This is a genomic window from Arthrobacter sp. Alg241-R88 (assembly GCF_900537115.1).
Lineage (GTDB): Bacteria > Actinomycetota > Actinomycetes > Actinomycetales > Micrococcaceae > Arthrobacter.
In genome coordinates, this window is record NZ_UNRG01000008.1 from 1 (window position 1) to 26,338 (window position 26,338).

Consider the following 26,338-nt stretch of genomic DNA (forward strand, 5'->3'; position numbering starts at 1 on the left):
GGGCAACGACGGCCTGAACCTTTACCGTCGTCCCTGTTCCCTCAAGGCCCGCAGTTTTCCCAGGTACGCCACCTGGGCGCGCAGCCGCTCGTTCTCCCGCCGCAACCGCTCAAGCTCGGGCAGCTCCGCAGGTGGCAGGGCATCAGGTTTCCGGGGTCTGCCTTTGGGCTTTGGCCGCAACCCGTCCTCACCCTCCAGACGATACGCCCTGACCCACTTTTGCAGCAGCTCACGGGAGGCCAAACCGGCCTCCACCGCCAGCTCCGGGCCGGGCTCGCCCGCGAGGAATCGCTGCACCAAGGCCAGCTTGAACTCGAACGAGTACGACTTCGCCGGCCTGCTCACCAGCACTCCTTGCCCATGAATCCTCCACCGCCCATACAGTGCCCTGACCGGCACCCAAGGCGCATCCAGCAAACGAGCCGCCGCCCGATACCCGATACCCCTCTCAAACAACGCTACAGCCGCCTCACGCTGCGCCTCAGATAATGAACTACTTGCACGCATAAAACTGCTCCCCGGAAGTCGGAACTGAATTTCTCAGTCCAACTTCCGGGGAGCAGTTCAAGAGTGAGAGAGCGTCAGGGAAGAACACGCATTAAGTGAGAGAGCGTCCCGGGAGGTGGGGCTACTTCGCGACCAGGGTGAGGACGTCGTAGGTGGCGACGATCTCGTCGTTCTGGTTGGTGAGCACTGCGTCCCAGGCAACCTCGCCGTACTCGTCCGTTTCGCGCGGGGTGATCTTCTTGGCAGTCAAGGTCACCCGGATGGAATCGCCCCCGGCCACCGGGGTGACGAAGCGCAGGTTCTCCAGGCCGGAATTGGCCAGCACCGGGCCCGGGGCGGGTTCCACGAACAATCCGGCGGCCCAGCTGAGCAGCAGGTATCCGTGCGCCACGATGCCGGGGAAGAACGGGTTGGCTTCCGCGGCTTCCTCGTTGGTGTGGGCGTAGAACGTGTCGCCGGTGGAGTTGGCGAAGGCGGTGATGTCCTCCAGCGTGACCTGGCGCAGCTCCGACCGGACGGCGTCTCCGATCCGCAGCGTCTCCAGTGACTTTTGGAACGGGTGCGTCCCCTCAGTTTCAACGGTGAAGTTGCGGTCGGCTCCGGCATGCCAAACCCCGGTAATGGCGGTGAGCATGTTGGGCGAGCCCTGGATGGCCGTGCGCTGCATGTGGTGCATCACCGAGCGGATTCCGCCCAGCTCCTCACCCCCTCCTGCCCGGCCGGGACCGCCGTGGACCAGGTGCGGAACGGGTGAGCCGTGGCCGGTGGAGCTGCGGGCGTCCTCGCGGTTGAGCATCAGGACGCGGCCGTGGTGGGCGGCGATTCCCATCACGAGTTCGCGGGCCACGGCCGGATCGTTGGTGCACACCGAGGCCACCAGGGAGCCGTTGCCGCGGGCGGCGAGGCGAATGGCATCGGGAATGTCCTTGTAGCCGATCACGGAGGAAACGGGGCCGAAGGCCTCCAGCGAGTGGACTTCCTCCGCCTCGGGGTCATGCCAGTTCAGCAGGACCGGAGCCATGAAGGCGCCGCCGTCCAGCACGCCCGTGGATCCGTCTGCGGAGGTGACCGACGGCGATTCGAGCGTTCCGTACGCGAGCTCACCACCGGCGTCGAGCATTGACTGCACGGCCGCGCGGACGTCCTCGAGCTGCTCCACCGAGGCGAGCGCGCCCATGGTGACGCCGTCGGCCCGGGGGTCTCCCAGGACAACACGTTCGGAGATCCGCTTGCCGACGGCCGCAGACACCGCGGCTACGAGCTCCTGCGGGACGATGGCGCGGCGGATGGCGGTGCACTTCTGCCCCGCCTTTGCGGTCATTTCGGTGACGACGGACTTCACGAAGGCGTCGAATTCCGGTGTGCCCTCTACGGCGTCGGGGCCCAGGATCGCGGCGTTCAGGGAGTCGGTTTCGGAGGTGAACCGGACCCCGCCCTGGACCACGTTGGGGTGGGATTTGAGGGACAGTGCGGTGGAGGCAGAGCCGGTGAAGGCCACCAGGTCGCGGTAGTCCAGCACATCCAGCAGCCCGCGGACGGAACCGGAAATCAGCTGCAGCGAGCCCTTGGGCAGGATGTTGGATTCAACAATGGCCTTCACCACGGCCGCTGCCACGTAGCCGGTGGGCGTGGCGGGCTTGACGATGGTGGGAACGCCGGCGATGAAGGCCGGGGCGAACTTCTCCAGCATGCCCCACACAGGGAAGTTGAACGCGTTGATCTGCACCGCCACGCCCGGGATGCGGGTGTAGATGTGCTCGCCGGCGAAGGAGCCGTCCTTGGACAGCACCTCCATGGGCCCGTCCACCACCACCTGCGAGTTCGGCAGTTCGCGCCGGCCCTTCGAGCCGAACGTGAAGAGGACGCCGATGCCGCCGTCGATGTCGATCATGGAGTCGACCTTGGTGGCGCCGGTCTGGGCGGAGAAGGAGTAGAAGTGTTCGCGCCGGGCGTGGAGGTACTGCGCCAGTTCCTTGAGCTTGAGGGCGCGCTGGTGGAAGGTCAGCTGGCCGAGTTCGGCCTGTCCGGTGGTGCGGCCGTAGTCGACGACGGTGGCAAGGTCCAGCCCCTCCGTGCTCACCTTGGCCAAAATCTCCCCCGTGCTCGCGTCGCGTACGGGGACAGCGGAACCCGTGGAACCGTCGTCGGGCGTCCACCACGCATCCATGATGAAGCTGGGCACTGTCTCCACGGTGTCGACCGTGGCCTGGGGAGCTGTGGCGGTGGTGGTCATCGTTGACGGGTCCTTCCAACAAGGGGCATACAAAGGCGGCCAGTGATTACTGACCGTCCGTTCGGTAATATATTCACCATACATGAAAGGCCGTGGTGCAGACTAGAAGGCCGGGCCGGAAATGGCCACCCAGAAGGAGAACACATGAACGCCCCGTCACCGAAGGATGCAGCTGTGGAGAACCACCCTGAGGCGCACGAACTGTGGAAGATAACGCTCGGCGAGCTCGACGAGAAGATGGGCGTGAAAATCGTCGAGGAGTCGGTGGAGCGGGTGGTGGCCACCATGCCTGTGGAGGGGAATAGGCAGTCCTTTGGGCTGCTGCACGGCGGGGCGTCGCTGGCCGTGGGCGAAGCTGTGGGGTCATGGGCTGCCGTGATCCATGCGAGCACCATGGGCAAGACGGCGGTGGGTGTGGATGTCTCCGCCACCCACCACCGCTCGGCGCGGGAGGGCCATTTGACCATCACCGCCACACCCATCCATCTGGGCGGGACGCTAACCACGCATCAGGTGGTCATCACCAACGAGGCCGGCCAGCGGCTCTGCACCATGCGCATCACCAACCTGCTGATGCGGCGGCACAAATAAGCCGTCTGGACGGGTTGCTTGTCCGAACCTTTAGTCGGGCGTCTGGCTCCTCCGACGGCGGACCAGCGCCATCAGCACGGCACCGACGGCGATTGCGGTTGCGGCAGCGCCTGCCGCGGGGAGAAGCGCGGACGGGCCGGTGTAGGCCAGGTTGCCGGTATTCCTCCGGTCACCGCTGCCTCCGGTATTGGCGAGGCCGGCAGGAAGCACGACGGCGGCGCTATCGCCGGCTGAGGCTGGTTCACTGTCTGCGGCAGGGACCGCAGCAGGAAGAACCGGAGCCAGGGACGCGTCGAGTTCCACCGTCGGAGCGTCAATGGCGAAGGCCACCGTCGCAGGAGCAGAGCTGACTCCGTCTACAGCCTGGGTCACTGAAACGGTGTGGGTTCCAACGGCCAGCCCGGCAGGGAACGGCACGGTCCAGGCTCCGCCAGCGACCAGGACCCGTGGCGCCACAGCCTGCGCGGAAGTTCGTGACCCGGCTGCGCCAACTGCCGGTGCAGCAGAGACCGCTACCCCGTCAACGGACACCATCACCTCCGCACCGGTAAGCCCTGTTCCCGAGATGGTGGCCGGAAGCATATCCGGCCGAACGTGCTGCCCTTCAGCGATGCTGTGGATAGCTGGGGCGGGTGGCAGAACGGAAAGCGTTGCCGTGACCGGAGGGCCGTCCGGAAGGCCGGCGTACCGCTGCACAGCAGTCACGTTTACCTTGCCATAAGGGGGTGGGGCCGTCAGCGGAATAGACCAGCTGCCGTCCTGGCCGACGAGACCAGAGCCTGCGATATCACCGGAAAGGGTCACCGTGGCACCGGGCGTTCCCGTGCCCGCTACGCTCGTCAGCTCAGCCAAGGGATCGATGGCCGACGTGGTGATGCTCGGCTCCGGAAGGAACGACGGGGCGATCACGACACTCATTGGCGCGGCTCCGGAACTGCTGAAGCCATTCACCGTCTCTGCTGTGAAGGTGAGGGGGCCCGGTACGTCGGGAGCTGTGAAATACCAGTTCCCTGCAAGGTCCAGGGGCACTTCGAAGGGCTGCCGGCCGGGCAAAGCTATTCGCACCTTGGAGCCGGCTGCCACCGCGGAAGCCGGGGCAGCCGGGACCCGTCCGGTGACGCTTGTTCCGCCTGGGACCGCACTGCCCGCCGGGACAAGTTCGGGCTTGTTGAGGAACAGTTCGAGCTCGACCCCGCCAGGGATACTGGCCGTGGCATCCTGCAGGGTTGCTGCAATGGCCCTGGTCTGCGTGCCGTTAAGGCTTTCGGCCCCGGCATGCATGCCGACAGCAAAATTGCCACTAATCCATGGACCACCTGAATCGCCACCGGCTGACTTCACCGACGCTGAATCGAAGGCACGGATGGGCCGAAGGTCGGTGCCTGAGCCGTCCGGCAGGTATGCGTTGTTCCGTCCCGGCATCATCCAGATACCTACTGAATCAACCGTGCCGCACTTCCATCCTGTTGTCCGTCCGGAGCGGCAGACGGCTTGGCCTTCCACGGGAGCAGCGGTCCCGACGATCCGGACGGCGCGCGGGCCCGGCGCCGCAGGGCTATCCCACTTGGTGGCGGCGGGTTGAAGGTCAAGCCCAGGAGCGAGGTCCTGGATCACGGCAATGTCGGTGCCGATACCCGCTCCAGCTGCTGTTGCGGAGGAATTGTTGGGCCCACCGAACTGGCTGAAACCAAAGGTGCCAAGAGCGGCATTTGTCGGCGTCAAAGGAATGGTTGAGCCGCCGGCAGGAGCGGCCGTCAGTGGTTCAAGTTCAGCAACTTTGGCAGCGCCGTCGTCCGTGCAGTGTCCGGCAGTCAGCAACAGTGGCAGCCCGGACGGGCTGAATGCTGCAAACCCTGCTGAACATCGAGGAAAGCTGTCCACCAGGTACCCCTGTCCGCCAAAGACGTCGTCCTCAGTCCTGACAGTGGTGCCCTCCTGGAGCTGAACATTGGCGTAGCGGGCCGCGAACTGCGCAGGCGTCACTTTGCCGGGAGCCGCCGGCGCCACCTCAGGCCCTTGGGAGGACTGCAAGCGAGGACCAGCCTGGAGCCCCGATTCAGGGGTGTTGACGAACCCGGTGCGAATAACAAAGCGGCCCTCTGCGTAGGTGACTGCCTGCAGCCCTTGCATTCCGACGTCGCGAACGTAGGCGTGAAACAATTCATCGATATCTGAAGCGACCAGTTCCGGCCCTGGCAGAGCCGCCGGCGAGGCAGAGGCCACCAGCACAAAGTCGCCACCAACCTGCTGGTTCAGCAGGTCCACTTGGGCTTCCAAGGCGGCGCCCTTGCCTTCTACCCTGATCTTTCCGGCGCCCAGGCTGATACTGGAGTAGCCCGGGAGCCCGCGCAGGGCCTCCGCGGCGGCGGCAGCGCGGCGGCCAAGTTCACCGGCAGCATTAAATTCCTCAAGGCTCATGCCGAGATCGCGGAGAACCGCTTCGGAAAGGCCCGCCTCGGTGGACCCTGTGTCGCGGATTCCGGAAGCCTGAGTATCCGCACCCCGATGCCAGCCACCGTCCGAGAATGCTTCCGGCGTCGCGGTTTTAGCGCCCGCTGACACCGGCAGGGCCGCAGCCGCCGCAGGGAGTCCCAAGACCAGCACTATCCCAGCTGCTGCTCCTGCGCCAAAGATTCGTTTCACTCGCGCCGCCATTCAATTCGTCGCCTAATTGCGCCTGCGCGTCCTCACGCGGACTCGCCAACTGTCACACCAGTCACAATGGTACCGCCCGGCCCAAAACGCCGAAGCGAGAACCCGTGAGCCAAGACCACCTAACCCCCCTATGGCAACTGAGGTGCCACCCCCGATGACGCCATGGTCAAGGCGGCGTACGGTGGCGGTGACTGCCTCCCCGACGGGCAGAGAGACAACCAAGGAGAACGTCATGGGAAATGCTGCAGCACGACGGCGTTACTCGGCTTTTGCTTCAGGCCTCGCCTGTCTAGTCACGGTCCTCGGGCTTTCTGCGATGCCGGCTTCTGCCGCTCCCGCGGCCCAGACCGATTACGTTGCATTGGGCGATTCATACACCGCGGGGACCGGAGCCGGTGACTTCGTGCCAACAAGCCCGTGCGTGCAGACCCCGGGTGGTTATGCCGATGTCGTCGTTGATCTGAATTCATCCGTCAATCTGGTGTTCAACGCTGCATGTCACGGTGCATTCATTGACTATGTTGACCCAGCCTTCAACGTACCCACCCTTCAGCAGCAGATTGCTTCCCTTACCGCCGCAGGCAAGGTCAACCGGAACACGGATCTTGTCAGCCTGACAGCCGGCGCGAACGACGCCGGAGTCAACTCCACGCTTTTCGTCTGCGCCACGTCAACCGCGGATGCGTGCAAGCAGGCGGTCGCCGCATCCGTTAAGGCGATGCCATCGGTGGGGATCAAGCTTTCCAAGGCGCTGGCATCCATCCACCGCGTAGCGCCCGGCGCCAAGATTGCGGTACTCGGATACCCGAAGTTGTTCAATCCAGACGGCTACCCGCTGCCCATTTCCCGGGACAATCAGCTCCTGGTCAATGGCGGAACGAGCCTGCTTAACGCCACACTTGCGGCCTCCGTATCCTCAGCCAACATCTTCCACCGGGCCAACGCCAAGTACATCGATGTCACTGCGAGGTTCAGGGGTCATGCGGTCAACGACCGCGAGCCATGGATCTTCTTTAACGCAGGCCCCTTCCTGGACCAGAATGGACTGCCCGTCCTGGACCAAAATGGAAACCCTGTCGCTGATCCCCGGAACTTCCACCCGAACATCGCCGGCCACGGACTTGGCTATGCTCCGGCCCTGACAAGCGCGGTGGGGATTCCACAACTGGTCCAGCAGTAGCTTCCTGCCAAGCGCCTTTACCTCCGCCGCGCCAGCCGGTACTCCAGCCCGGCGCGGACCATGGGCCATTCGTGTTCGAGGATGGAGAACACCACAGTGTCGCGCAGGAGGCCGTCGCGCGTCCTTGAGTGGTTGCGGAGCACCCCGTCCTGCTTGGCGCCCAGCCGGGCGATGGCCTCGCGCGACTGGTGGTTGAGCCAGTGCGTCCGGAACTCCACGGCAGGGCAGCCAAGAACCTCAAAGGCGTGCCGCAGGAGCAGCAGCTTGGAGTCCGGATTTGTCCCGGTCCCCTGCACGGAAGCGGCGTTCCAGGTGGAGCCGATCTCAACACGGGGAGTGCCGGCGTCGACATTCATGTAGGTAGTCATCCCGACGATCCTGCCGGGGCCGCCGGTGGCCGGGTCGATCAGCCGGGTAGTGAACGGCAGCATCGAGCCCTGTTCCTGCAGGGCGAGCCGCCGCTCGATCTCCGCTGCCATTTCGTCCGGGGACGGCACCGACGTGTACCAGAGGCGCCACAGCTCGCCGTCGCGTGCGGCATCAACGAGGCCGTCGTGATGGTCCGGATTCAGCGGCTCCAGGGTTACATACCGGCCAGTCAGGGTAAGGGGTTCAAGGAAGGTCACTGCATCAGCCTAGGTCCAACGAACCGGGCCGGTTACGCTGGGCAAAGCACCAGGACGGCAAACGAGGGAGATAACGTGTCAGGACACAATCCGGACCCGGAAGACGACAAGCTCACTGGCCTGGAGCCGGGAGGCGGAGTGCCGCCAGGGGAAACGCCGCCGGGCGAAGCCTCCACAACCACCACCCAGGGTCATGACGAACACGGGACAAAGAGAAGCACGCAGTTCTTCGTGATTGCAGCCATCGCAGCAGTGGTTTTGCTGTCACTCCTGTACTTCGTCGGCTACATTGTGGGCTTTTTCGACTAGCCGCCGGTCCTAGCTGGGCCAGTCAAAAAAGCCCTTCCCGGTTTTGCGTCCCAGTTCGCCGCGAGCCACCTTGTCCTTGAGGATCTGCGGCGGGGCGAATCGCTCCCCCAGCGTGGAGTGCAGGTATTCGGCAATGCCCAGGCGCACATCCAACCCGACAATGTCCGTGGTTCGAAGCGGTCCGGTGGGGTGTTTATAGCCAAGGACCATGGCGGCGTCGATGTCCTCGGCGGATGCCACCCCCTCCTCCACCATGCGCATCGCTTCCAGGGCGATCGCCACGCCTAGCCGGGAGGACGCGAACCCGGGGGCATCATTGACGACGACGGCGGTCTTGCCGAGTGCCTCCACCCACCCTTTCGCCGCAGCGGCAAGGCCGGGAGAGGTTTTTTCGCCCAGCACCACCTCGATCAGGGTGGACGCCGGCACCGGGTTGAAGAAATGCAGGCCCAGGAAGTTTTCCGGCCGCTTGAGTTCCCCGGCCAGTCCATTCACGGACAGCGAGGAAGTATTTGACGCCAGATAGGCATCATCCGCCAGCCGCTCCTCGATGCCCTGCAGCGCGGTGACCTTCAGGCCCCAGTCCTCGGGCACCGCTTCGACCACCAGTTGCCGGTCCTTGAAGGCGTCGTAGTCCACGCCCACGGTAAGCCGTGAAACGAGCTCGTCGAGGCTGGCGTCGACGGCACCGCGCTCAATGCTCTTGGCTGCGGCCGCTTCCACCCGTTCCCGGGCTGCCTCGGCGGACTGCTCATCGCGCTCGACCACCAGCACGTCCGCCCCCTTGACCAGGAAGGCGTGCGCGATGCCGGCACCCATGCGGCCCCCGCCCAGGACGCCGACGCGGGAAGGCAGGCCAGGGGCAGGTTGCGGTGTGCTCATGGATTCTTCTCTCCGGTCTCGGCGCCGGCCTTCACACCGGCGCTGTTGTTGGCCTTGCTGGCCTTTTTGTCCAGGAACCGCTGCATCCGGTCAAACTTGGCCTCGGATTCAAAGAGGATGCCTTGGGCCAACTGGTCAATCAGGGGGTGTGCTTCCGCCGGTGCATGGAACACCGACTTGGTGATCCGCACGGCCAGCGGATCCTGCCGGCCGATCCTGTCCGCCAGGTCCTGCGCGGCGTCCAGAAGCTGGGCGGGGCTATGGATCTCGCTGATGAGGTTCACCGCCAGGGCTTCTTCGGCGCCGAGGACCCGGCCGGCCAGCAGAATTTGTTTCGCCACCGGCTCCCCCACCAGTTCCTTCAGCCGCCAGCTGGCCCCGGCGGCGGCGAGGATGCCCAGCCCCGTTTCCGGGTTGCCGATGCGCACGTTCGGTGTGCCGATCCGGAAGTCAGCCGCGTAGGCGAGCTCGGCCCCGCCGCCGAGGCAGTACCCGTCCAGGGCGGCAATCACGGGCATGGGCAGCTTGGCGATCCGGACGAAAATCGTGGAGTTGATTCCCTGCAGGGCATCGTCCCGACGGCGTTCCCGCAGCTGTGCGATGTCCGCTCCCGAGGCAAAAACACCGTCCACGCCGGCGATGATGAGCACCTTCGGGTTCTGCTCAAGGGCAGCGCAGACGATATGGAGTTCATCCACCATCTGCTGGTCGATGGCATTCCGGACCTCGGGGCGGTTGAGGAGCACCACCACGCGGTCGCCGCGCTCTTCCACCAGCAGCGCATGGAACTTTTCCGACGCCAGGTCCACAGCGCCCGGCATTAGACCTTCTCCAGAAGCATGGCGGTGCCCTGGCCGACGCCGATGCACATGGTGGCCAGCCCGATCCGCGCGTCCTCACGCTCCATCCGCCCCAGCAGGGTGATGGCGATCCTTGCCCCGCTGGAACCCAGCGGGTGCCCCAAAGCGATGGCGCCGCCGTCGTTGTTCACAATTTCAGGTTCCAGGCCCAGCCGGCGGATGCAGGCGAGGGACTGCGTGGCAAACGCTTCGTTAAGTTCGACGGCGCCGAGGTCACCGACGCTGAGGCCGCTCCGCTTCAGGACTTTCTGCGTTGCCGGCACCGGGCCGATACCCATAATTTCGGGCTCACAGCCGGCCGAGGCACCATCGATGATGCGGGCGCGGGGTATCAGGCCCAGCCTTTCGATGGCCGCTTCCGAGGCCACGATGATGGCTGACGCGCCGTCGTTGAGGGACGACGAGTTGCCGGCCGTGACCACGGTGCCGCCGTTCGCCACCGGCTTCAGCCCGGCCAGGACGTCCATGGTGGTGTCCGCCCGGGGACCTTCATCGGTGTCCACAACATGCTCGGATTTCCGGGTCTTGACGGTGACCGGGACGATTTCGTCCTTGAACCGGCCGGCAACCGTGGCGTCAAGGGCGCGCTGGTGCGAGCGGACCGCGAAGGCGTCGGCGTCCTCGCGCGAGATGCCGTCCACGCGGGCCACTTCTTCGGCCGTCTCAGGCATGGAGTACGTCATTTTGCCCTCGCGGGACAGTTCGCCCTTGTGGAACTGGGGGTTGGTGAAGCGCCAGCCGATGGAGGTGTCGAAGATCTGGCCGGGTTTGGCAAAGGCGGCGCTGGGCTTTTCCTGGACCCAGGGTGCGCGGCTCATGGATTCCACCCCACCGGCGATCACGATGTCCGCGGCCCCGGCCTTGATCATGTGGCTCGCCTGGATGATGGCGCTGAGGCCGGAGGCGCAGAGCCGGTTGACGGTGATGCCGGGGATGTGAAGGGGCAAACCGGCAAGCAGGGTGGCCATCCGTGCGACGTTCCGGTTTTCCTCCCCGGCGCCGTTGGCGTTGCCCAGGACCACCTCGTCGATGCTGTCCGGATCAAGCCCGGCCCGGTTCACGGCCTCCCGGATTACCAGGGCTGCGAGGTCGTCCGGGCGGATGGAGGACAGCGCCCCGCCGTATTTGCCCACCGGCGTTCGGACCCCGCCAACAAGGAAAGCCTGCGGACCTGCGGTAGCAGCCATGGAAACACCCTTCACGCGATAAACAGCACTGTCATCGGCGGCAGGCAGAGCTCAGCACTTACCGACCGTTCGTTCTGTAAATAGTACACGGGCGGGTCTTGGATGGGTACCGGCGCTTCCCTCGAAGGCTTTAGAGGACCGTAACGCCCAGATGCGCGGCCAGGAGGGGTGCCAGGAGACCCAACTGGTACTCGTCCACCACGACGCCCGCCATGCTGCCGAGCCCGCTGATGCTGCGGAACCCCGTGCTCCGGATATCAAAGTCCTTGAGTTTGGCCCCGCTGAGGTCGAGGGATCCGATGGTGCAGTTCTTGAGCCCCACGCGGGTACCGGTGGCTGAGCCCAGGTCCAGTTCGTTGATGATGCAGTCGCTGATGAGGACGTCGGTGAGCTTGGCGCCGCGCAGGTTGAGGAAGTCCAGCTTGCCGCCCTCGATGCGGACTGACTGCCAGCCGCTCTCGTACAGTTCAGCGGAGCCAAGCCGCGGGTTCCGCAACTCAACGTCCCGCCAGGTGGAGCGGGCCGCCTTAAACACCGGCGCATACAGCTCGCCCAGGATGCAGTCCCGGAACGAGGACCCGCGGAGCTGCGTGTCATTGAAGGACACCCCCTGGAACTCGCACTCTGCGAAGTCTGTCCCACTGAGTTCGAGACCATCAGCCTCGGCACGGCTGTACCGGCCGCCGTCGTACCTTTCACCGCGGCGGAAGTCCGACGCCGGCTGGTCCGTCAGGTTCTCCAGCCGCACCGGCGTGAGCCTGGGGGCAATAACCTTCGGGTCAGCGGCCTTGGAAGGATGCGCAGCCACTACGGAAGCGATTCTGCTTTGGCTGCGATCTCTGCGAGGTCCTTGGTTAGGGCTTTGCGGGTGGCGGCCATACCCATCCTGCCGAACAGCAGCATCAGGAGCCGGCTCGCTACCGTGGGCTTGATGACCTCAGCGCCGAAGGTAAGGGTAAGCTCGGTGCCGCCGTCCCGCGGGGCAAGGTTGAACCTCGTGGTGTAGTCCGCGCCACCCTGAACGGCCTTGACGGTGGTGCTGCGGTGCCGCTCTGCTTCCGCCACCCACATCTCCACCGTTTCGGACTTGCCCAGCATCTTCCGGGTCTCCTTCCAGCGCGTCCCTTCCCCATAGGGGCCGTCGGTGAGAAGCTGCACGGAATCGACTCCGGACAGCGTGGCCGCCGAGCCTGGGATGTCCGTGATGACGGACCAGACCTTCTCCGGGGACGCCTGAATGTGCTGGGTGAGGCTGGTGGTGTGCTCCATGTTCCGAGCCTAGCCGCGGGTACGGACAATCAACAGACGCCCCTCCCGGAAGGAAAACCTGGGCTTGAAATAGTAAGCAAGCTTCGTGTTAGTGTGAAAATGCATTGTTTGATCAACGGAAACGAAAGGAGGCCACCACCATGGGCCTCGGAGACAAGATCAGTAACGCAGCAGAAGATATGGGCGGCAAGGCCAAGGAAGCTGCGGGCAACGCAACGGACAATGACCGCCTGAAGGCAGAGGGCCAGGCGGACCAGGTCAAGGCCGACGCCAAGAAGGTCGGCGAAAGCGTCAAGGACGAGTTCAAGCGCGACTAGCTCCCCGCTGATGCAGCCGCAGCGAACGGCGTGCCGCAACAGTGAGAAATGGCGGCGGATCCCACGGATCCGCCGCCATTCTGCTGTCCAGCCAGCTTCACCATCCGCTGCGGGTCGGAGTATGCCCCTGCCGGGAGTCCTCGGGCATCGTCATTTCGGCACGCAGTCCGAGGAGCCTGATGGGGCGGCCCGGCTCGATCTTCGCCACCAGGTCGTGCGTGCGCGCAAGCACTTCCGCGGGGTCGGATGTCTCGGGAATCTTCCGGGCGTAGGTCTTGGTGATGAACGGCGCGTACCGGACCTTGAGGGTCAATCCGACTACCGGCCGCCCCTCGGCTCCGACATCCTCCAGGACGTGCGCTGCCAACTCCCGGACGGCGTCGTCAATCTGCCCGGGTTCAGTCAGATCGTGCTGGAAGGTGGTTTCCCGGCTGTGCCCGCGTGCCACCCAGGGCGTGTCATCGACTGTCCGTGACCCGTCGCCCCGTCCGAGCTGCGCGTACCAGGGGCCCATCTTCGGGCCGAATTCTGGAACCAGGTCATCAGGATTGGACGCCACAAGCTGGGCAACAGTCTTGATGCCGAGGGTGGCCAGGCGGCGCGACACCTTGGTTCCCACACCCCACAGCTCGATCGTCGGCCGGCTTCCCATCACGTCGAGCCAGTTCTCTTCGGTGAGCCGGAAGACGCCGGCCGGCTTGCCGAACGTGGTGGCTACCTTGGCTCGGACCAGGGTGTCGCCAACACCCACACTGCAGTGCAGCCGGGTTTCCTCCAGGACGGCCCGCTGCAGTTGCCGCGCGTAGGCCTCGGGCTCCGCTGCCTGCACGCCAACAAACGCTTCGTCCCAGCCCAGTACCTGGACAGTGGCGCCCGGCTGCGCGCGCAGCACTGACATGACCTGCTCGGATGCAGCAAGGTAGGCCTCCTGGTCGACGGGCAGGATGACGGCGTCGGGCACCTTTCGTGCGGCGATGCGCAGCGGCATTCCCGAGCCGACGCCGTACGCCCTGGCTTCGTAGGACGCCGTGGACACCACCGCCCGCTCGGTGGGATCGCCGCGGCCGCCAACGATCACCGCCTTGCCCGCGAGTTCGGGCCGGCGGAGGACTTCGACGGCTGCAATGAACTGGTCAAGGTCCACATGGAGCACCCAGGGTTCGGTCACATGCCCCAGTCTGCCCCGGCCGGGCGCTCCGCACCACACTCCCAGCGTGCCGCCGTCGTAATCGCTGGCCAGGGAAACGACGACGGCGGGATCCCCGCCCAGGGAATCCCGCCGTCGTGGTACTGCTTGGGTGAACCGTTAGCTGTACAGCGCGTTCTTCGGTTCGTTCTGCTTGACCTTCTGCCAGCCCAGCCACAGGACAACGGCGAAGAACGGGATGGTGGCCAGGGTCCACAGGCCCAGGTAGAACACCTCGCCGCTCTTGCTGGTCATCGTGTCGAAGCCAATCAGCACCGTGATGGCCAGCAGTCCGATCAGGCCGGCCCAGCTGGTCCACGGCGAACCGGGCATCGGCAGCGTGGACGTGACGCCCTTGCGGTGGCGCAGCGCGATCTGGCTGGCGAAGATGGCACCCCAGGTGAAGATCACGCCGATGGAGGCCGTGTTCAGGGCCAGGTCAAACGCGTGCGAGCCGCCCAGCCAGATGTTGAGCAGGATGCCCACCAGGTAGAAGGCCGCGATGGCGAGGATGGCCGCGTACGGGACGTGCCGCTTGGACATGCGGGTGAGCCACTGCGGGGCGTGGCCGTTGTTGGCCATGGTGCGGAACACACGGCCAATCGAGTACAGGCCGGAGTTGCAGGAAGACAGGGCCGCGGTGATCACGATCATATTCATCACGTCGCCCACCCATGCCAGGCCCATCTGACCGAAGACCGTCACGAACGGCGAGGTTCCCGCCACGTACTGGTCGGAGGGCAGCAGCATGGCCAGCAGGGTGACCGAACCAACGTAGAACACCACGATGCGGAGGACGACGGCGCGGATCGCCTTGGGCACTTCGCGTTCCGGATTCTGCATCTCGCCGGCGGTGATGCCCACCAGTTCGATGCCGTTGTAGGCGAAAATCACGGCGTTGAGGACCAGGACCATCACCAGGGCGCCCTTGGGGAACATGCCGCCTTCCGCGGCGAACAGGTTCGCCACCGATGCGTTGCCGTCACCCACCTGCGCGTTGGTGACCACCATGAAGGTGCCTACCGCCAGGAAGATCAGGATGGCACCGACCTTGAGGCAGGAAGCCCAGAACTCGAACTCGCCGAACGCCTTGACGCTCAGCAGGTTGACCGCCACAAGGAGAGCCAGCGCGGCGATGGCCGAGGCTTCCACTGGAACGTTGGGGAAGAAGAACTGGAAGTAGAGGCCGATGGCAATCAGTTCGGCGATGCCCGTCATGCCCCAGTTGATGAAGTACATCCAGCCCGAAAGGAACGCGCCCTTCTTGCCGAACATCTCACCGGCGTAGCTCACGAACGAGCCGGAGGTCTGGCGGTACATGATGAGCTCGCCCAGTGCCCGCATCAGCAGGTATGCAATGACGCCGGCGATGGCGTAGGAAAAAATCAGGGCCGGGCCGGTGGAGGCCAGGCGTCCGCCGGCACCCATGAAGAGGCCGACGCCGATGGCGCCGCCCATGGCGATCATGGTGACGTGGCGCCTGCCCAGGGTCTTGCTATAACCCTCGGCGCTGAGGGTGGGGTCGACGGCGGTGGATGGTGCCGTGGTGTTCTGGAGATCTGTGGGGGTACTTTGAGGCACAACGATTCCTTGTGGGTTGGGGGTTGGCCGCATCCGGACACGGATGATTCCGCTCACAAATTCGGCGTTTTGCCCTGTTGGGCAACCGAATGTGATCGGAATCTCTCGTGGCGCCGAAGCTTCGCGCGGCTCGTCTATCTTACAAGACGCGCAGGGATGCTACGTGACGCGCACTACACGCCCGTCTGCAGCACCACGTTCCGGTCCCCGTCCAACGTCACGTTGTAGCTGCGCAGCGGTTCCTGCCCGGTGGTTGAGCAGCCGGTCGCCAGGTCAAACGCGTGCTGGTGCAAGGGGCAGATCACCACTTGCCGGTCAATGGTGCCGTCCGCAATCGGCCCGCCGCGGTGCGGGCAGACGGCGGCGAGCGCGCGCAGTGCGCCGTCCCGGAGCCGGAAGACTGCCACCTGTTCGCCGTCCACCGCAAAAGCCCTGCCCTCACCCAACGGAATCTGGTCAACGGGACCCAGGAGATGAAAGGCTGGGCTCCCATGTGCCTCGGCGCTGTTCATTGAACCGGCACCTGGGGAAGGACCGTCAGGGGAAGCGACGTCCTGAACTGGCCGGGCGTCAGAGGATCATTGCGCTCGCTCCAGGGGTCCACGTAATTGTCTACGGAGGCCTGCATGGCGGTGTCCAGCCGCGCTGCAATTCCTTCGGAATCCTCAACAACCACCGCTCGGAGATGTTCGATGCCCACCCGCGGCACATAGGCGTAGGTACGTTCCAGCCAGTTAGCCTGCTCACGGTAGTACTGCATAAACCGGCCGGTGAGGACCTTCACCTGCTCCGGATCGTCTACAGTCGCCAGCAGGTCGCCCTTGCGGATGTGGGCGCCTGCTGCTCCCCCTACATAGATCTCCCAGCGGCCGCCTTCCACCGCCACGACGCCAACATCCTTCACCAGCGATTCGGCGCAGTTCCGCGGGCAGCCGGACACGGCGAGTTTCAGTTTGGCCGGCGACTCGATGCCCTGGAAGCGGGATTCAATCTCGATGCCCAGTTTTGTTGAGTCCCCTGTGCCGTAGCGGCAAAAGTCCTTACCAACGCAGGTCTTGACCGTGCGGAAGCTTTTGCCGTACGCGTAGCCGGAGGGCATGTCCAGGTCCGCCCACACCTGCGGCAGGTCCTCCTTGGGAATGCCCAGCAGGTCGATGCGCTGGCCGCCGGTCAGCTTGATCAGCGGAACCTTGTGCTTCTCAGCGACGTCGGCGATGCGGCGAAGCTGCTGGACGCTCGTCACGCCGCCTTTCATCTGCGGCACCACGGAGAACGTGCCATCGCGCTGGATGTTGGCGTGCACCCGGTCGTTGATGAACCGGGCGTCGCGTTCGTCGATGTAATGGTCCGCCAGCATCATTTTCAGCAGCGAGGCGAGCCCCATCTTGGATTTGGCATCCTCGAGGCTGCCGGGGGCCAGGGCCTGGAACACCTGGGAGACGGAGCGCAGCCCGCGCTTCCGGATTTCGTCCATGAGCGCCGGCTTGTCCAGTGGGATTCCCGGGACGTAGTAGCCGGCGGCCGGGTCCTCCTCAACGGCACCGCCAGCCGCCCATTCCACCACCTGCTGCACCAGCAGCTTGCAGGAGCCACAGCCTTTGCCTGCACGGGTGGCGTCCATCGCACCGGCCACCGTGGTGCAGCCGCCCTTCACCGCTCCCACCAGTGCCTTCTTGTTGACGCCATTGCAGTTGCAGACCTGCGCGTCGTCGTCGAGTTCGGCCACCCCCACATCGCCGTCCGGGGCGCCCAAATCAAACAGCAAATTGTGCCGCTCCTCCGGGAGCGGCAGGCCGCGGTCGTAGGCCTGGGTCAGGAATGCCACCTTGCGGCTGTCACCCAGGAGGGTCGCGCCCACCATCTTGTTGTCCCGGACCACAATGGACTTGAAGACGCCCCGGCTGGGTTCTGAAAAGACGATGTGTTCGTCGCTGTCGCGTTCCGGCCCGTGCAGGCCCATGGAAGCCACTTCCACGCCCGCCACCTTAAGCTTGGTGGCTGTCCGGGAGCCGAGGTAGGCGGCGCTCGTGTCCGCGCCAGTGACGTGGTTCGCCAGGACCACGGCCTGTTCCCACAGCGGGGCCACCAGGCCGTACACCTCGCCGCGGTGCTGGACGCACTCCCCCACGGCGTAGATGTCCTCCTCGTCCTGCACCCGCAGCCTGTCATCCACCACAATGGCCCGTTCCACCGGCAGCCCGCTGAGTACCGCCAGGTCCACGTTGGGACGGATTCCGGCCGCAACCACCACCATGTCGCAGCTGATTTCCGGCTGATCGCGGAGGCTGATACCCGTGACCCGGTCGGTACCGAGTACGGCAGTGGTTCGGCTGCCCGTATGCACCCCGATGCCAAGTGCCTCCACGCTCCTGCGGAGCACCGCGCCGCCGTCGGGCCCCATCTGCGAGTTCATCAGGTGCCCGCCGGAATGGACCACCTCCACGTCTAACCCGTGGCTGCGCAGGCCGTAGGCCGCCTCGAGCCCCAGGAGCCCGCCGCCGATCACCACGGCGCGGCGGTGATGCTCCTGCTGGGCATGGGCCACCATCCGCTGGGTGTCATCGATGGTACGGAAGCCGAAAACGCCCTGCTTTACGGAGCCGCCGGGCGTGTGGAGCCCGTCCATCGGCGGCATGTGGGAGCGGCTTCCGGTGGCGATGATCAGGACATCGTAGGGAGTGACCCTCCCGTAGCTGGAGAAGACGTGCCGGGTGAATTTGTCAATCCGTTCGGCCCTGACCCCGGCGTGGAGGGTGATGTTGTTCTCGCGGTACCAGGACAGGGAGTTCAGGAAGATGTCGGCATGGCTTTCCTCGCCGGAAAGGACGTGGCTGAGCATGATGCGGTTGTAGTTCCCGTACGGCTCATCACCGAACATCGTTATGGTGAACTGGCCGGCGCCTCCCCGGGCAAGGATCTCCTCCACTGCCCTGGCGCCTGCCATGCCATTGCCGATCACCACCAGGCGGCGGCGCGGCGGGGTGGTTGCGTGCCTGCCTTGGGGGCGGTCCACCACGCTGGTCATCAGTGCTCCACCATGCCCAGATCAACAACAACCGAACCCTCAATGCCTTCGGGGGCAGCCAGATGGAGCTCGATCACCGAGCCGCCCTCGATGTCCTCGACAACGCGGAGCGGCACATGGACATCGCTCTTCGCTCCGATGGGGAAGTAGCGCATGGGTACGCCGTTAAGCACCAGGACCACCGTGACCAGTTCCCCGCTGGAGTTGCCGCCACGAAAGTAGAGGGTCTGGTTTATCACACCGTCCGGGACGTAATGGGACAGTTCGCTGTGGATCGGGGCCGGTTTTTCCAGCCCTGCGCCTTTGAAGGGGTAGATGCCTTGGAGGAAAAGGTTCTTGGTGATCACGGACAGATCCTTTCGGCCGGCGGAACGACTGGCATGGGCCCATCATCCGCCGCCGATGTTTCCGGCCGCCGGTTTCCCGGTAACCATCTCTTGAAGCAATTCTCACCATCGTCCGGGCCTTCGCACCGGCGCTGCCTGGCCAGCCTCCGCCCTCCGACTCCGCCCCCTCTGCCATTTCGACGGTTCCCTACGGGTTCGACGGCGGCCGACGTCGAGCGGGCGCGGAACCGTCGAATCGGCGGAGGCAGCCGCGACCCCAAAACTCACATCATGCCTTAGCGAGTACGCCCTTATCCATGGAGTAGCGGATCCAGCGCCCGTTACCGGCGCCCCCGTCGGTGCTCCCGCCGTTCACGGTGCTCCCGCCATTCCCGCCGTTCGCGCCGTTCGCCGCTGCACGCTGGCACCTGGCAAACCACTCCCGGAGGGCCCGGTCGTGGCTGACCATCACCAGGGTTCCGGTGAAGGTTGCGAGCGCGGCCTCAAGCTGTTCCACCAGTACCGGCGCCAGATGGTTGGTGGGTTCGTCCACAATCAATGTGCTGTAGCCGCCAAGGAGCAGCCGGGCGAGCGCGAGCCGCCGCTGCTGTCCTGCGGACAGGCTGCCAACGGGAACATGGAACTCGCTGGTGCGGAACAGGCCCAACCGCAGGAGCGCCTCGGCATGCTCATCGATGTTCCCGCCCAGCCCTGACGCGAAGGCCGGCAGCAGCCGGAGCGAAGGCCGTTGCGGCAGCTCCAGTTCCTGTTGCAGGTAGCCCACCCGTTCAGGCCGGGTCACCCGTCCTTCGCTGGGCGCCAGGGTTCCCGCCAACACGGACAATAGCGTGGACTTGCCGGCGCCGTTGGGCCCGGTGATAAGGACCTTCTGGCCGAGGCCCGCCTGGAAGTCCGTGGCTCGAAGCCGGCTGGGAACGCTGACTCCATGGGCGGCCAGCGGCGCAGCCATCTCTTCGCCGGATGGCACAGCGTGCAAAGACTCCGGAGCGGCCAGCCGAAGGGGCACCGGCGGCTGCTCCACCGGGCTGGCTTCCAGCCGCCGCAACCGTTCCTGTGCGTTCCGGACCTGGCTGCTGGCGGCTTTCTGCCACGTGCCGGCCTTGAAATCGAAGCCCATCTTGTCGCCGTCCCGCTTGCGGCCGTACCCCATGGTCCCGGCAACGGTCTCTGCCTGCCGCTTTTCGCCCTCCATGGCGTGCAGCCAGCCGTGGTACTGCTGGATCCAGCGCTGGCGTTCAGCGGCTTTCTCGCGGAGGTAGCCGTCGTACCCGTTGCCATAGCGGGTGACGGTACGCCGTTCGGCATCCACTTCGATGACATTGGCTGCCACCTTGCGCAGCAGCATGCGGTCATGGGAAACCACCACCACAGTGCCCCGGTGCGCCGCCAGCCGGTCCTCCAGCCACGCTGTTCCGCGGGCGTCCAAGTGGTTGGTTGGTTCATCGAGGAGCAGGATGTCCGCGGGGTCCGCCAGAACGCAGGCCAGCGCCACACGTTCCTGTTCCCCGCCGGAGAGCGATCCGAGGGCACGGCGGCGGTCCAGGCCGCCCAGTCCCAGCCGGTCCAGCGCGGCCTCCACGCGGGATTCCGCGGCGTATCCTTCGCGCAGCTGGTACTCCGTCTGCAGCCTGCCGTAGGCTTCCAGGTCGCTCTCCTCCGCGTCGGCCAGCCCGGCCTCAAGCCGGTCCAGCTCTGCTTCAAGGTCCCGGAGCGATGCGAGCGATGCGTCGATGGCCCCTCCCACCGTCAAGGACTCGGGCAGCCCATGGGTTTGGGCCAGGTAGCCCACCCGGCCGTGGAGAGTGGCCGTCCCTTCCTGGGGCTGTTCGAGTCCGGCCAGGATCCGCAGCAGGGTGGATTTGCCGGCACCGTTCTCGCCGACCACCGCTGCGTGCTCGCCGGCAGCGATCACCAGGTTGACGCCGTCGAGCAGCAACCGGTCGCCGTAGCCGTGGGTGACGTCCGAGAGGTTGATGTGTTCAGTCAAGGGAAGTCCTCGCAAAGTTCCGCTGTGTGGGCGCCGGAGCTGGACCGGGTTCATCCGGTGCTCGACGGCGGCCTTGGATTGTGGGGAACAGTCCGGCGTGGCCGGCCTGCCGGGTTAGGACTTCATCGCTCCAGCCTGCCTGCCCCCGGGCGCCCCGTCAAGCAGTGGCGAGCGCCGCGGCTTTCCTTCGGCGGGCCTTCGCCAGCCGGGTGCCGATCAGCCCCTGCCTGGGGCTGAAGAGGTAGACGACGGCGAACACCACTCCCTGCGTGAGGACCACCATGGCCCCGGAGGCCGTGTCCAGGTAGTAGCTGAGGTAGATGCCGGCGAGGGAGCACACAGCGGAGATCACGGGGGCAATGACCAGCATCCGCGAGAAGCGGTCAGTCAGCAGGTAGGCCGTGGCTCCCGGGATGATCAACATGGCCACCACCAGGACCACGCCCACAGTCTGCAGAGCCACAACGGACGTCAGGGCCAGCAGGCCCAGGAGCAGCGCGCCAAGGCGCTGGGGTGAGAGTCCTATGGCGTGGGCATGGGTGGGGTCGAAGGCGTAGAGGGTGAGGTCCCGCCGCTTGAGGATGAGGATGACAAACGCCACCACCCCCAGCACCAGGACCTGGATCAGGTCCGGAACGCTGACGCCGAGCAGGTTGCCGAAGATGATGTGGTTCAGGTCTGTCTGGCTGGGCGTCACCGAGATCAGCACCAGGCCCAGGGCGAACAGCGAGGAAAACACGATGCCGATCGCGGCGTCCTCCTTCACACGGCTGGTGTTGCGGACCACCCCGATCAACGTCACGGCAATCAGGGCGAACACCAGCGCGCCGAGCGCAAACGGCGCCCCCACGATGTACGCCAGCACCACTCCGGGCAGCACGGCGTGAGACACGGCATCGCCCATCAGCGACCAGCCGATCAGCACCAGCCAGCAGCTCAGCACGGCACAGACAACCGCGGCCAGGGCGGTGGTGACCAGCGCTCGGACCATAAAGTCATAACCCAGCGGTTCGAGGAGGATCTCCATCAGTGGTTCACCCGCTTGCCGTCCAGGGTCCTGGTGCCCGAAACCTTGCTGTCCGGCTGGTCCCGCTCCAGCACGTCCAGCCCGAAGGCCATCGCCAGGTTTTCGGGCTGCAGCACCACGTCCGGCGGGCCGTGCATCAGTACTTTGTGCATCAGCAGCACGGCTTCGTCGCACAGCTGCGGCAGGGCATGCAGATCGTGCGTGGACACCAGGATGGTGCAGCCGTCCGAGGCAAGCTCCCGCAGGAGGCGGGTGATGGTTGCCTCGGACCTCTTGTCCACACCGGCGAAGGGTTCGTCCAGGAGCATGGTGGTTGCTCCCTGTGCGATGCCGCGGGCCACGAAGGCGCGTTTCTTCTGGCCGCCGGAGAGCTGGCCGATCTGGCGGCCCGCATAGGGTCCCAGTTCCACCCGGTCCAGTGCTTCATCGACGGCGGCGCGGTCAGCTTTGGACGCACGGCGGGTAAAGCCCTGGTGGCCGTAGCGGCCCATCATCACCACGTCGCGCACGGACAGCGGAAACTGCCAGTCAACATCCTCGCTCTGCGGCACGTAGCCGATGCCGCCCTCCTTGCGCGCCCTCGACGGCGACTGCCCGTTGATGCGTACCGTACCGGCGTCGGGCCTGATCATCCCCATGATCACCTTGAACAGCGTGGACTTGCCGGAGCCGTTCATTCCCACCAGGCCGCAAATCCGCGCGGGGTCAAGGGTCAGGGCTGCTGAATCCAGGGCCCGGACCTCGCCGTAATGGACGGTGACGTTCTCCACGAGGATTGCCGGGGAGGTCATGACCCAGCTCCAGTTGTTGCCCCGGCGAGCGCCTTGGTGATGACTTCGGCGTCGTGCCGGATGAGGTCCAGGTACGTGGGTACCGGTCCGTCCGCCTCAGAGAGTGAGTCGACGTAGAGGGTCCCGCCGAATGTGGCTCCGGTAGCGCCCACCACCTGCTGCATGGGGGCGTCGGAAACAGTGGATTCGCAGAAGACGGCCGGGACCTTGTTCGCCTTGACGTACTCGATGGCCCGGGTGATCTGTTGCGGTGTTGCCTGCTGTTCGGCGTTGACGGCCCAGATGTAAACCTCAGTCAGCCCGGCGTCACGGGCCAGGTAGGAGAAGGCGCCTTCACAGGTGACCAGGGCGCGCTGCGTTTCCGGGACAGCGGCGAGGCTGGACTTCATCTGGTCCTGCACAGCCTGCAGCTCAGCCTTGTAGGCGTCACCGTTGGCCTTGAAGGTCCCGGCGCTGTCCGGGTCCAGCTCGCTGAATGCCTTCACCATGTTGTCCACGTAGATCTGCACATTCACCGGCGACATCCAGGCGTGCGGGTTGGGCTTGCCCTGGTACGAGTCTTCACTGATGGACATGACCTGCACGCCATCGCTCACCACGGCGTGCGGGACGTCCAGGCCTTCGACGAACTGTCCGAACCATGCTTCCAGGTTCAGGCCGTTGTCCAGGATCAGATCAGCCTTCGATGCCTTCCGGATGTCCCCGGGAGTGGGCTCGTAGCCATGGATCTCGGCGCCGGCTTTGGTGATCGACTCAACCGTGAGCTTGTCCCCGGCCACGTTCCGGGCGACGTCGGCGAGCACCGTGAAGGTTGTCAGCACCACGGGCTTGCTGTCGCTGCCGTTTCCGGCGGCACCCCCATTGCCCTCAGCTCCCCCTCCGCAGGCGGCCAGCAGCAGGGAAAGTACGACGGCGGCCGCCGCGGCGGCGAGGGACGTGACCCGCGGCACGGGGCTGGTTCGGGCGGCTACTTTGGCGCACCGAAACGAAAATTTAGGCATACCGAACATTCTAGGCGAAGCACGATTCCCCCGGCAACGCACAAGCTCGCTGCCTCCCCGTTGCCCTATCACTTTTGGTCCCCAAGAACCCGAATGACAACCGGAAGTGATAGGGCAAGGGCGGGTTGGGGAGGTCGGGGGAAGCTAGGCTGAAACCATGGCCACCGCACACCGAGTACCACCCGCACCACAGCCACAGCTTTACCGCTTTTCGCCCCTGGATTTCATCGCTGTGGTCCTTTACGTGGGCCTTGCAGGTTTTTTCGTCCTGGCCGGGCCACTGATCGCTCCTGTCCTTCGGCAGGTGGCGCCCACTCCTGCCGCCGCCTCCTACGCGACGAACCTGCTCTTCTATGCCGTCGTGGGCATACTCGCCGTCGTCGCCGCGCGACGGGTGGTGGGCCGTGACTTGCGGGTCCTGGCCACCCGCCCGTGGTTCACGTTGCTGATGGTCCCGGCCGCAGTGATTGCGATGATGATCCTCTCCGCCATTGCGGTGGGGGCCAGCGGCAGTGTGGAGACCTCCGAGAACCAGGCAGGACTTCAGGCTTTGATGCAGCAGGTTCCGGCGTGGCTGATGGTCCCGCTGCTGGTGGTGGTGGGCCCGTTCGTGGAGGAATTCATCTTCCGCCACCTGCTGATCGGCAAACTGAGCCGGCGGGTAAACATCTGGGTGTGCTGCGTGTTGTCAGTGGTCCTGTTCGCCGCCCTGCACGTGGTGGGCCGCGAAGCCCTCACCCTCACAGTCCTGCTTCCCTATCTGGCCATCGGGGCAACGCTGGTGTTCGTCTACGTCTGGACCGGCAGGAACTTGATGTTCTCCTACTTTGTCCATGCTGCAAAGAACCTGCTGGCCGTCGTGTTCATCTACGCCATTCCGCCGGAATTCTACGAACAGCTCCAGCAGGTCCCGGCCTAAGCAGTCATCCCGGGCGCCCGCTTTAGCAACACTCCCTAGGAGGACTGCTGGCTGAGGGCCCGCAGCGTAAAGACTTGCCTGCCCTTGGTCCTGCCGGTGATGAACACCTTTATGCCTTCCGAAGCATTCGTTCCGGCAAGGTACCTGTAGCTCTCACCGGGATTGTAGGCCGGCGGAGCGTCCGGATCCGCAGGAAGGCCGGGACCGAATTCGATAACGTCCGAACCCACCCGGTAGCGCCCCACTCCCGCCACCAGTTGGAAGGCGCCAGGCGAACCCAGCGGCAGCACGCCGTCGAGCACTCCCCCGGGCCGGAAGGTGAGTTCCAGGGCAAAGGAGGTGTCCGCGCCGTCGAAACCGATGGTCAGGCTCGTCCGGTCGCCCAGGACCTCCACCACAACCCCCGTGTCCAGCCGGTGAACCACCGTGGGCCGGCTGCTGAAGTCCATGCCGGCACTGAACCTGCCCTCATGCTCCAGCGCGTAGATGCCGTCCTTCCGCCGTTTTTCGGCGGGAAGGGGCAGGTAGAAGTTGGCCGCCACTGTCTCGGAAAGCGCCACGGTGTTGCCGTTGCGGACCGTGTGCTGGCTGCGGAAGGGGCCCAGGTCGAAGAAGCTGCGGGAGAGCCGGACGCCGTCGAGCAGGGCGTCGCCGTTGCCGAAACGGAGGAACGTGGGGTTGCTGGCCAGCCCGGACACCACGCCGGGAACCAGGTCGTCGCAGCCGCCAAACACCGTTGTGACGGACGCCCCGCTCCGGAATCGGTGGAGGCCGCAGCTCTCCAGGGACGCCTGCGCCGGGGCGAGTGCCGCGGGCAGTTCCGGCGCGGGCAGTTCCGGCGCGGCAAACCCGGACTGGACCAAGGGAACGTCCGACGGCGATGGATGGGCTTCGGGGACAGCACCGCCAGGCAGCACCTCCCCCAGCCAGGGATCCAGCTTGGCCAGGGCGAGCAGCTTGGCAGGCTCGTACAGCGGCAGGGTCCCAAGCCAGGCTGCCGCCGCGGCGAAGTCCTTGTTGCCGTCCTGGTTGGCCAGCCTCCGGTACAGGTGCAGGAACGGGCCGCCGTGGAAGGCCAGCCACTGGTCCTGGCGGCGCGAGAACACGGATTCCACGCTGCCGTCCGGGTTGAACATCGGCAGGAAGGCCGTGAGGTTCCGGCGGACATGGTCCAGCAGCTCCGGCCGGCCGAAACTGTCCGCGATGGTGGCCAGGGAGGGATTGGTGACGGCTGTGGCGTAGAGCGGGCTGCGCTCCGAATACATCCCGTCCGGCAGCTGGTCAATCCCCTCGGCCAGCCATTCGTCGATCCGGTGGGCGATGTCCTGCCTGGGCTGCAGCTGGTTCATCTGGGCGAGCGCAGCACACAGCTCCCAGCGGTGGTTGGGGGTGTGGACCCCGCCCGAGACCATGGCGTCCGTGGCGCTGGCAACAATGCCGCTGAGCCGCGCGTCCACCTCAGCCAGCACCGGAACCGGAGAGTCCAGGGCCCGGATCAGGCGCAGCGCCAGGCACACGTCATTCAGGGTGAAGGCGGAATCCGGTGGTGAGCAGAGGTTGGTTCCGTCAAACAGGCCGGTAGGTCCCTGCAGCAGTTCGAGCCGGTCCAGGCACCTGGCCATCGGCTCCCGAAGCCGGTCCCCGCCGGAAAAGGCGGAGCCGGGCTCAGTGAGGACCGCGACCAGCGCCAGCAGCCGAGCCATGGCGGCCCGGTGTGGCAGGGCGGAGGACTCGGCGTGGTGGGTTTCCAGCATCGCCTGCACGTGCTGGTCCGCAGCTTCCACCACCCGGTCCAGGAAGACGACGTCGGCCGGAGCTGTGTGCAAAATAGTTACCTTTCACGGGTCCCGCCAACAGG

Annotated in this window: 23 protein-coding genes and 1 pseudogene; 5 read left to right on the plus strand and 19 right to left on the minus strand. The window is 65.5% G+C overall.

Annotated elements, in window-relative coordinates:
• Positions 1-24: 24 nt before the first annotated feature.
• A pseudogene (locus tag G6R19_RS20485) lies at positions 25-507 on the minus strand (helix-turn-helix domain-containing protein); the annotation flags it as partial.
• Between the two features lie 121 nt (positions 508-628).
• Positions 629-2,740 carry a phenylacetic acid degradation bifunctional protein PaaZ gene (paaZ, locus tag G6R19_RS15765; protein WP_163166664.1) on the minus strand — a complete coding sequence of 704 codons (2,112 nt, stop codon included), beginning with the start codon at positions 2,738-2,740 and terminating at the stop codon, positions 629-631.
• A 144-nt stretch (positions 2,741-2,884) separates the two neighbouring features.
• Here paaZ and G6R19_RS15770 point away from each other — a divergent pair, with 144 nt between their 5' ends.
• Positions 2,885-3,331 (plus strand): hotdog fold thioesterase, encoded by a 447-nt coding sequence (locus G6R19_RS15770; protein WP_163166666.1) that lies wholly within the window; start codon positions 2,885-2,887, stop codon positions 3,329-3,331.
• A 30-nt stretch (positions 3,332-3,361) separates the two neighbouring features.
• Here the strand turns inward: G6R19_RS15770 and G6R19_RS15775 are convergent, their stop codons facing one another.
• The gene (locus G6R19_RS15775; protein WP_240341913.1) at positions 3,362-5,974 is read right to left on the minus strand and encodes a S1 family peptidase; all 2,613 of its coding nucleotides are present in this window, start codon (positions 5,972-5,974) and stop codon (positions 3,362-3,364) included.
• Positions 5,975-6,218: 244 nt separating this feature from the next.
• Here G6R19_RS15775 and G6R19_RS15780 point away from each other — a divergent pair, with 244 nt between their 5' ends.
• Positions 6,219-7,166, plus strand: coding sequence for an SGNH/GDSL hydrolase family protein (locus G6R19_RS15780; RefSeq protein WP_163166668.1), 948 nt, complete (start codon positions 6,219-6,221; stop codon positions 7,164-7,166).
• A 17-nt stretch (positions 7,167-7,183) separates the two neighbouring features.
• On the opposite strand, the gene G6R19_RS15785 is transcribed toward G6R19_RS15780, so the two are convergent.
• Positions 7,184-7,792: a GNAT family protein gene (locus G6R19_RS15785; RefSeq protein ID WP_163166670.1), complete on the minus strand. Its 609-nt coding sequence runs from the start codon at positions 7,790-7,792 to the stop codon at positions 7,184-7,186.
• Between the two features lie 75 nt (positions 7,793-7,867).
• Here G6R19_RS15785 and G6R19_RS15790 point away from each other — a divergent pair, with 75 nt between their 5' ends.
• Positions 7,868-8,101, plus strand: coding sequence for a DUF6480 family protein (locus tag G6R19_RS15790; RefSeq protein WP_163166672.1), 234 nt, complete (start codon positions 7,868-7,870; stop codon positions 8,099-8,101).
• 9 nt (positions 8,102-8,110) lie between these two features.
• On the opposite strand, the gene G6R19_RS15795 is transcribed toward G6R19_RS15790, so the two are convergent.
• From G6R19_RS15795 to G6R19_RS15815, 5 genes are all read right to left on the minus strand, one after another.
• Positions 8,111-8,983, minus strand: coding sequence for a 3-hydroxyacyl-CoA dehydrogenase family protein (locus G6R19_RS15795; RefSeq protein WP_163166674.1), 873 nt, complete (start codon positions 8,981-8,983; stop codon positions 8,111-8,113).
• Positions 8,980-9,804 (minus strand): enoyl-CoA hydratase/isomerase family protein, encoded by an 825-nt coding sequence (locus G6R19_RS15800; protein ID WP_163166676.1) that lies wholly within the window; start codon positions 9,802-9,804, stop codon positions 8,980-8,982. Before G6R19_RS15800 ends, G6R19_RS15795 begins: the two co-directional genes overlap by 4 nt.
• Positions 9,804-11,030, minus strand: a complete 1,227-nt coding sequence (locus tag G6R19_RS15805; protein WP_163166678.1) for a thiolase family protein — start codon at positions 11,028-11,030, stop codon at positions 9,804-9,806. Before G6R19_RS15805 ends, G6R19_RS15800 begins: the two co-directional genes overlap by 1 nt.
• 130 nt (positions 11,031-11,160) lie before the next feature.
• Positions 11,161-11,838: a pentapeptide repeat-containing protein gene (locus G6R19_RS15810; protein ID WP_163166680.1), complete on the minus strand. Its 678-nt coding sequence runs from the start codon at positions 11,836-11,838 to the stop codon at positions 11,161-11,163.
• Entirely contained in the window at positions 11,838-12,299 is a 462-nt protein-coding gene (locus G6R19_RS15815) for an SRPBCC family protein (RefSeq protein ID WP_163166682.1), read from the minus strand. The genes G6R19_RS15810 and G6R19_RS15815 overlap by 1 nt, the downstream gene beginning before the upstream one ends.
• Before the next feature lie 140 nt (positions 12,300-12,439).
• Here G6R19_RS15815 and G6R19_RS15820 point away from each other — a divergent pair, with 140 nt between their 5' ends.
• Positions 12,440-12,616 carry a CsbD family protein gene (locus G6R19_RS15820; protein ID WP_104998934.1) on the plus strand — a complete coding sequence of 59 codons (177 nt, stop codon included), beginning with the start codon at positions 12,440-12,442 and terminating at the stop codon, positions 12,614-12,616.
• Positions 12,617-12,713: 97 nt separating this feature from the next.
• Here G6R19_RS15820 and G6R19_RS15825 read toward each other — a convergent pair whose 3' ends face one another.
• The 9 genes from G6R19_RS15825 to G6R19_RS15865 form a co-directional block, all read right to left on the minus strand.
• A complete protein-coding gene (locus tag G6R19_RS15825) occupies positions 12,714-13,769 on the minus strand; it encodes a DNA polymerase IV (protein ID WP_163166924.1) in 1,056 nt (351 codons plus the stop codon).
• A gap of 153 nt (positions 13,770-13,922) precedes the next feature.
• Positions 13,923-15,383: an amino acid permease gene (locus tag G6R19_RS15830; protein WP_163166684.1), complete on the minus strand. Its 1,461-nt coding sequence runs from the start codon at positions 15,381-15,383 to the stop codon at positions 13,923-13,925.
• 173 nt (positions 15,384-15,556) lie between these two features.
• Positions 15,557-15,895, minus strand: a complete 339-nt coding sequence (locus G6R19_RS15835; protein ID WP_163166686.1) for a Rieske (2Fe-2S) protein — start codon at positions 15,893-15,895, stop codon at positions 15,557-15,559.
• A complete protein-coding gene (nirB, locus tag G6R19_RS15840) occupies positions 15,892-18,408 on the minus strand; it encodes a nitrite reductase large subunit NirB (protein WP_163166688.1) in 2,517 nt (838 codons plus the stop codon). Before nirB ends, G6R19_RS15835 begins: the two co-directional genes overlap by 4 nt.
• Positions 18,408-18,755, minus strand: coding sequence for a molybdopterin oxidoreductase (locus G6R19_RS15845; RefSeq protein ID WP_163166690.1), 348 nt, complete (start codon positions 18,753-18,755; stop codon positions 18,408-18,410). The genes nirB and G6R19_RS15845 overlap by 1 nt, the downstream gene beginning before the upstream one ends.
• Positions 18,756-19,023: 268 nt before the next feature.
• Positions 19,024-20,742 carry a ribosomal protection-like ABC-F family protein gene (abc-f, locus tag G6R19_RS15850; protein WP_163166692.1) on the minus strand — a complete coding sequence of 573 codons (1,719 nt, stop codon included), beginning with the start codon at positions 20,740-20,742 and terminating at the stop codon, positions 19,024-19,026.
• A gap of 157 nt (positions 20,743-20,899) precedes the next feature.
• The gene (locus G6R19_RS15855) at positions 20,900-21,769 is read right to left on the minus strand and encodes a metal ABC transporter permease (RefSeq protein WP_163166694.1); all 870 of its coding nucleotides are present in this window, start codon (positions 21,767-21,769) and stop codon (positions 20,900-20,902) included.
• Complete coding sequence (locus G6R19_RS15860) at positions 21,769-22,560, minus strand: metal ABC transporter ATP-binding protein (RefSeq protein ID WP_163166696.1); 792 nt, start codon at positions 22,558-22,560, stop codon at positions 21,769-21,771. The genes G6R19_RS15855 and G6R19_RS15860 overlap by 1 nt, the downstream gene beginning before the upstream one ends.
• The gene (locus G6R19_RS15865; protein WP_240341914.1) at positions 22,557-23,561 is read right to left on the minus strand and encodes a metal ABC transporter substrate-binding protein; all 1,005 of its coding nucleotides are present in this window, start codon (positions 23,559-23,561) and stop codon (positions 22,557-22,559) included. The genes G6R19_RS15860 and G6R19_RS15865 overlap by 4 nt, the downstream gene beginning before the upstream one ends.
• Before the next feature lie 157 nt (positions 23,562-23,718).
• On the opposite strand from G6R19_RS15865, the gene G6R19_RS15870 reads away from it, so the two are divergent.
• On the plus strand, positions 23,719-24,480 hold the full coding sequence (locus G6R19_RS15870; RefSeq protein ID WP_163166698.1) for a CPBP family intramembrane glutamic endopeptidase: 762 nt from the start codon (positions 23,719-23,721) through the stop codon (positions 24,478-24,480).
• Positions 24,481-24,515: 35 nt separating this feature from the next.
• Here the strand turns inward: G6R19_RS15870 and G6R19_RS15875 are convergent, their stop codons facing one another.
• A complete protein-coding gene (locus G6R19_RS15875; protein ID WP_163166700.1) occupies positions 24,516-26,306 on the minus strand; it encodes a hypothetical protein in 1,791 nt (596 codons plus the stop codon).
• Positions 26,307-26,338: the final 32 nt, after the last annotated feature.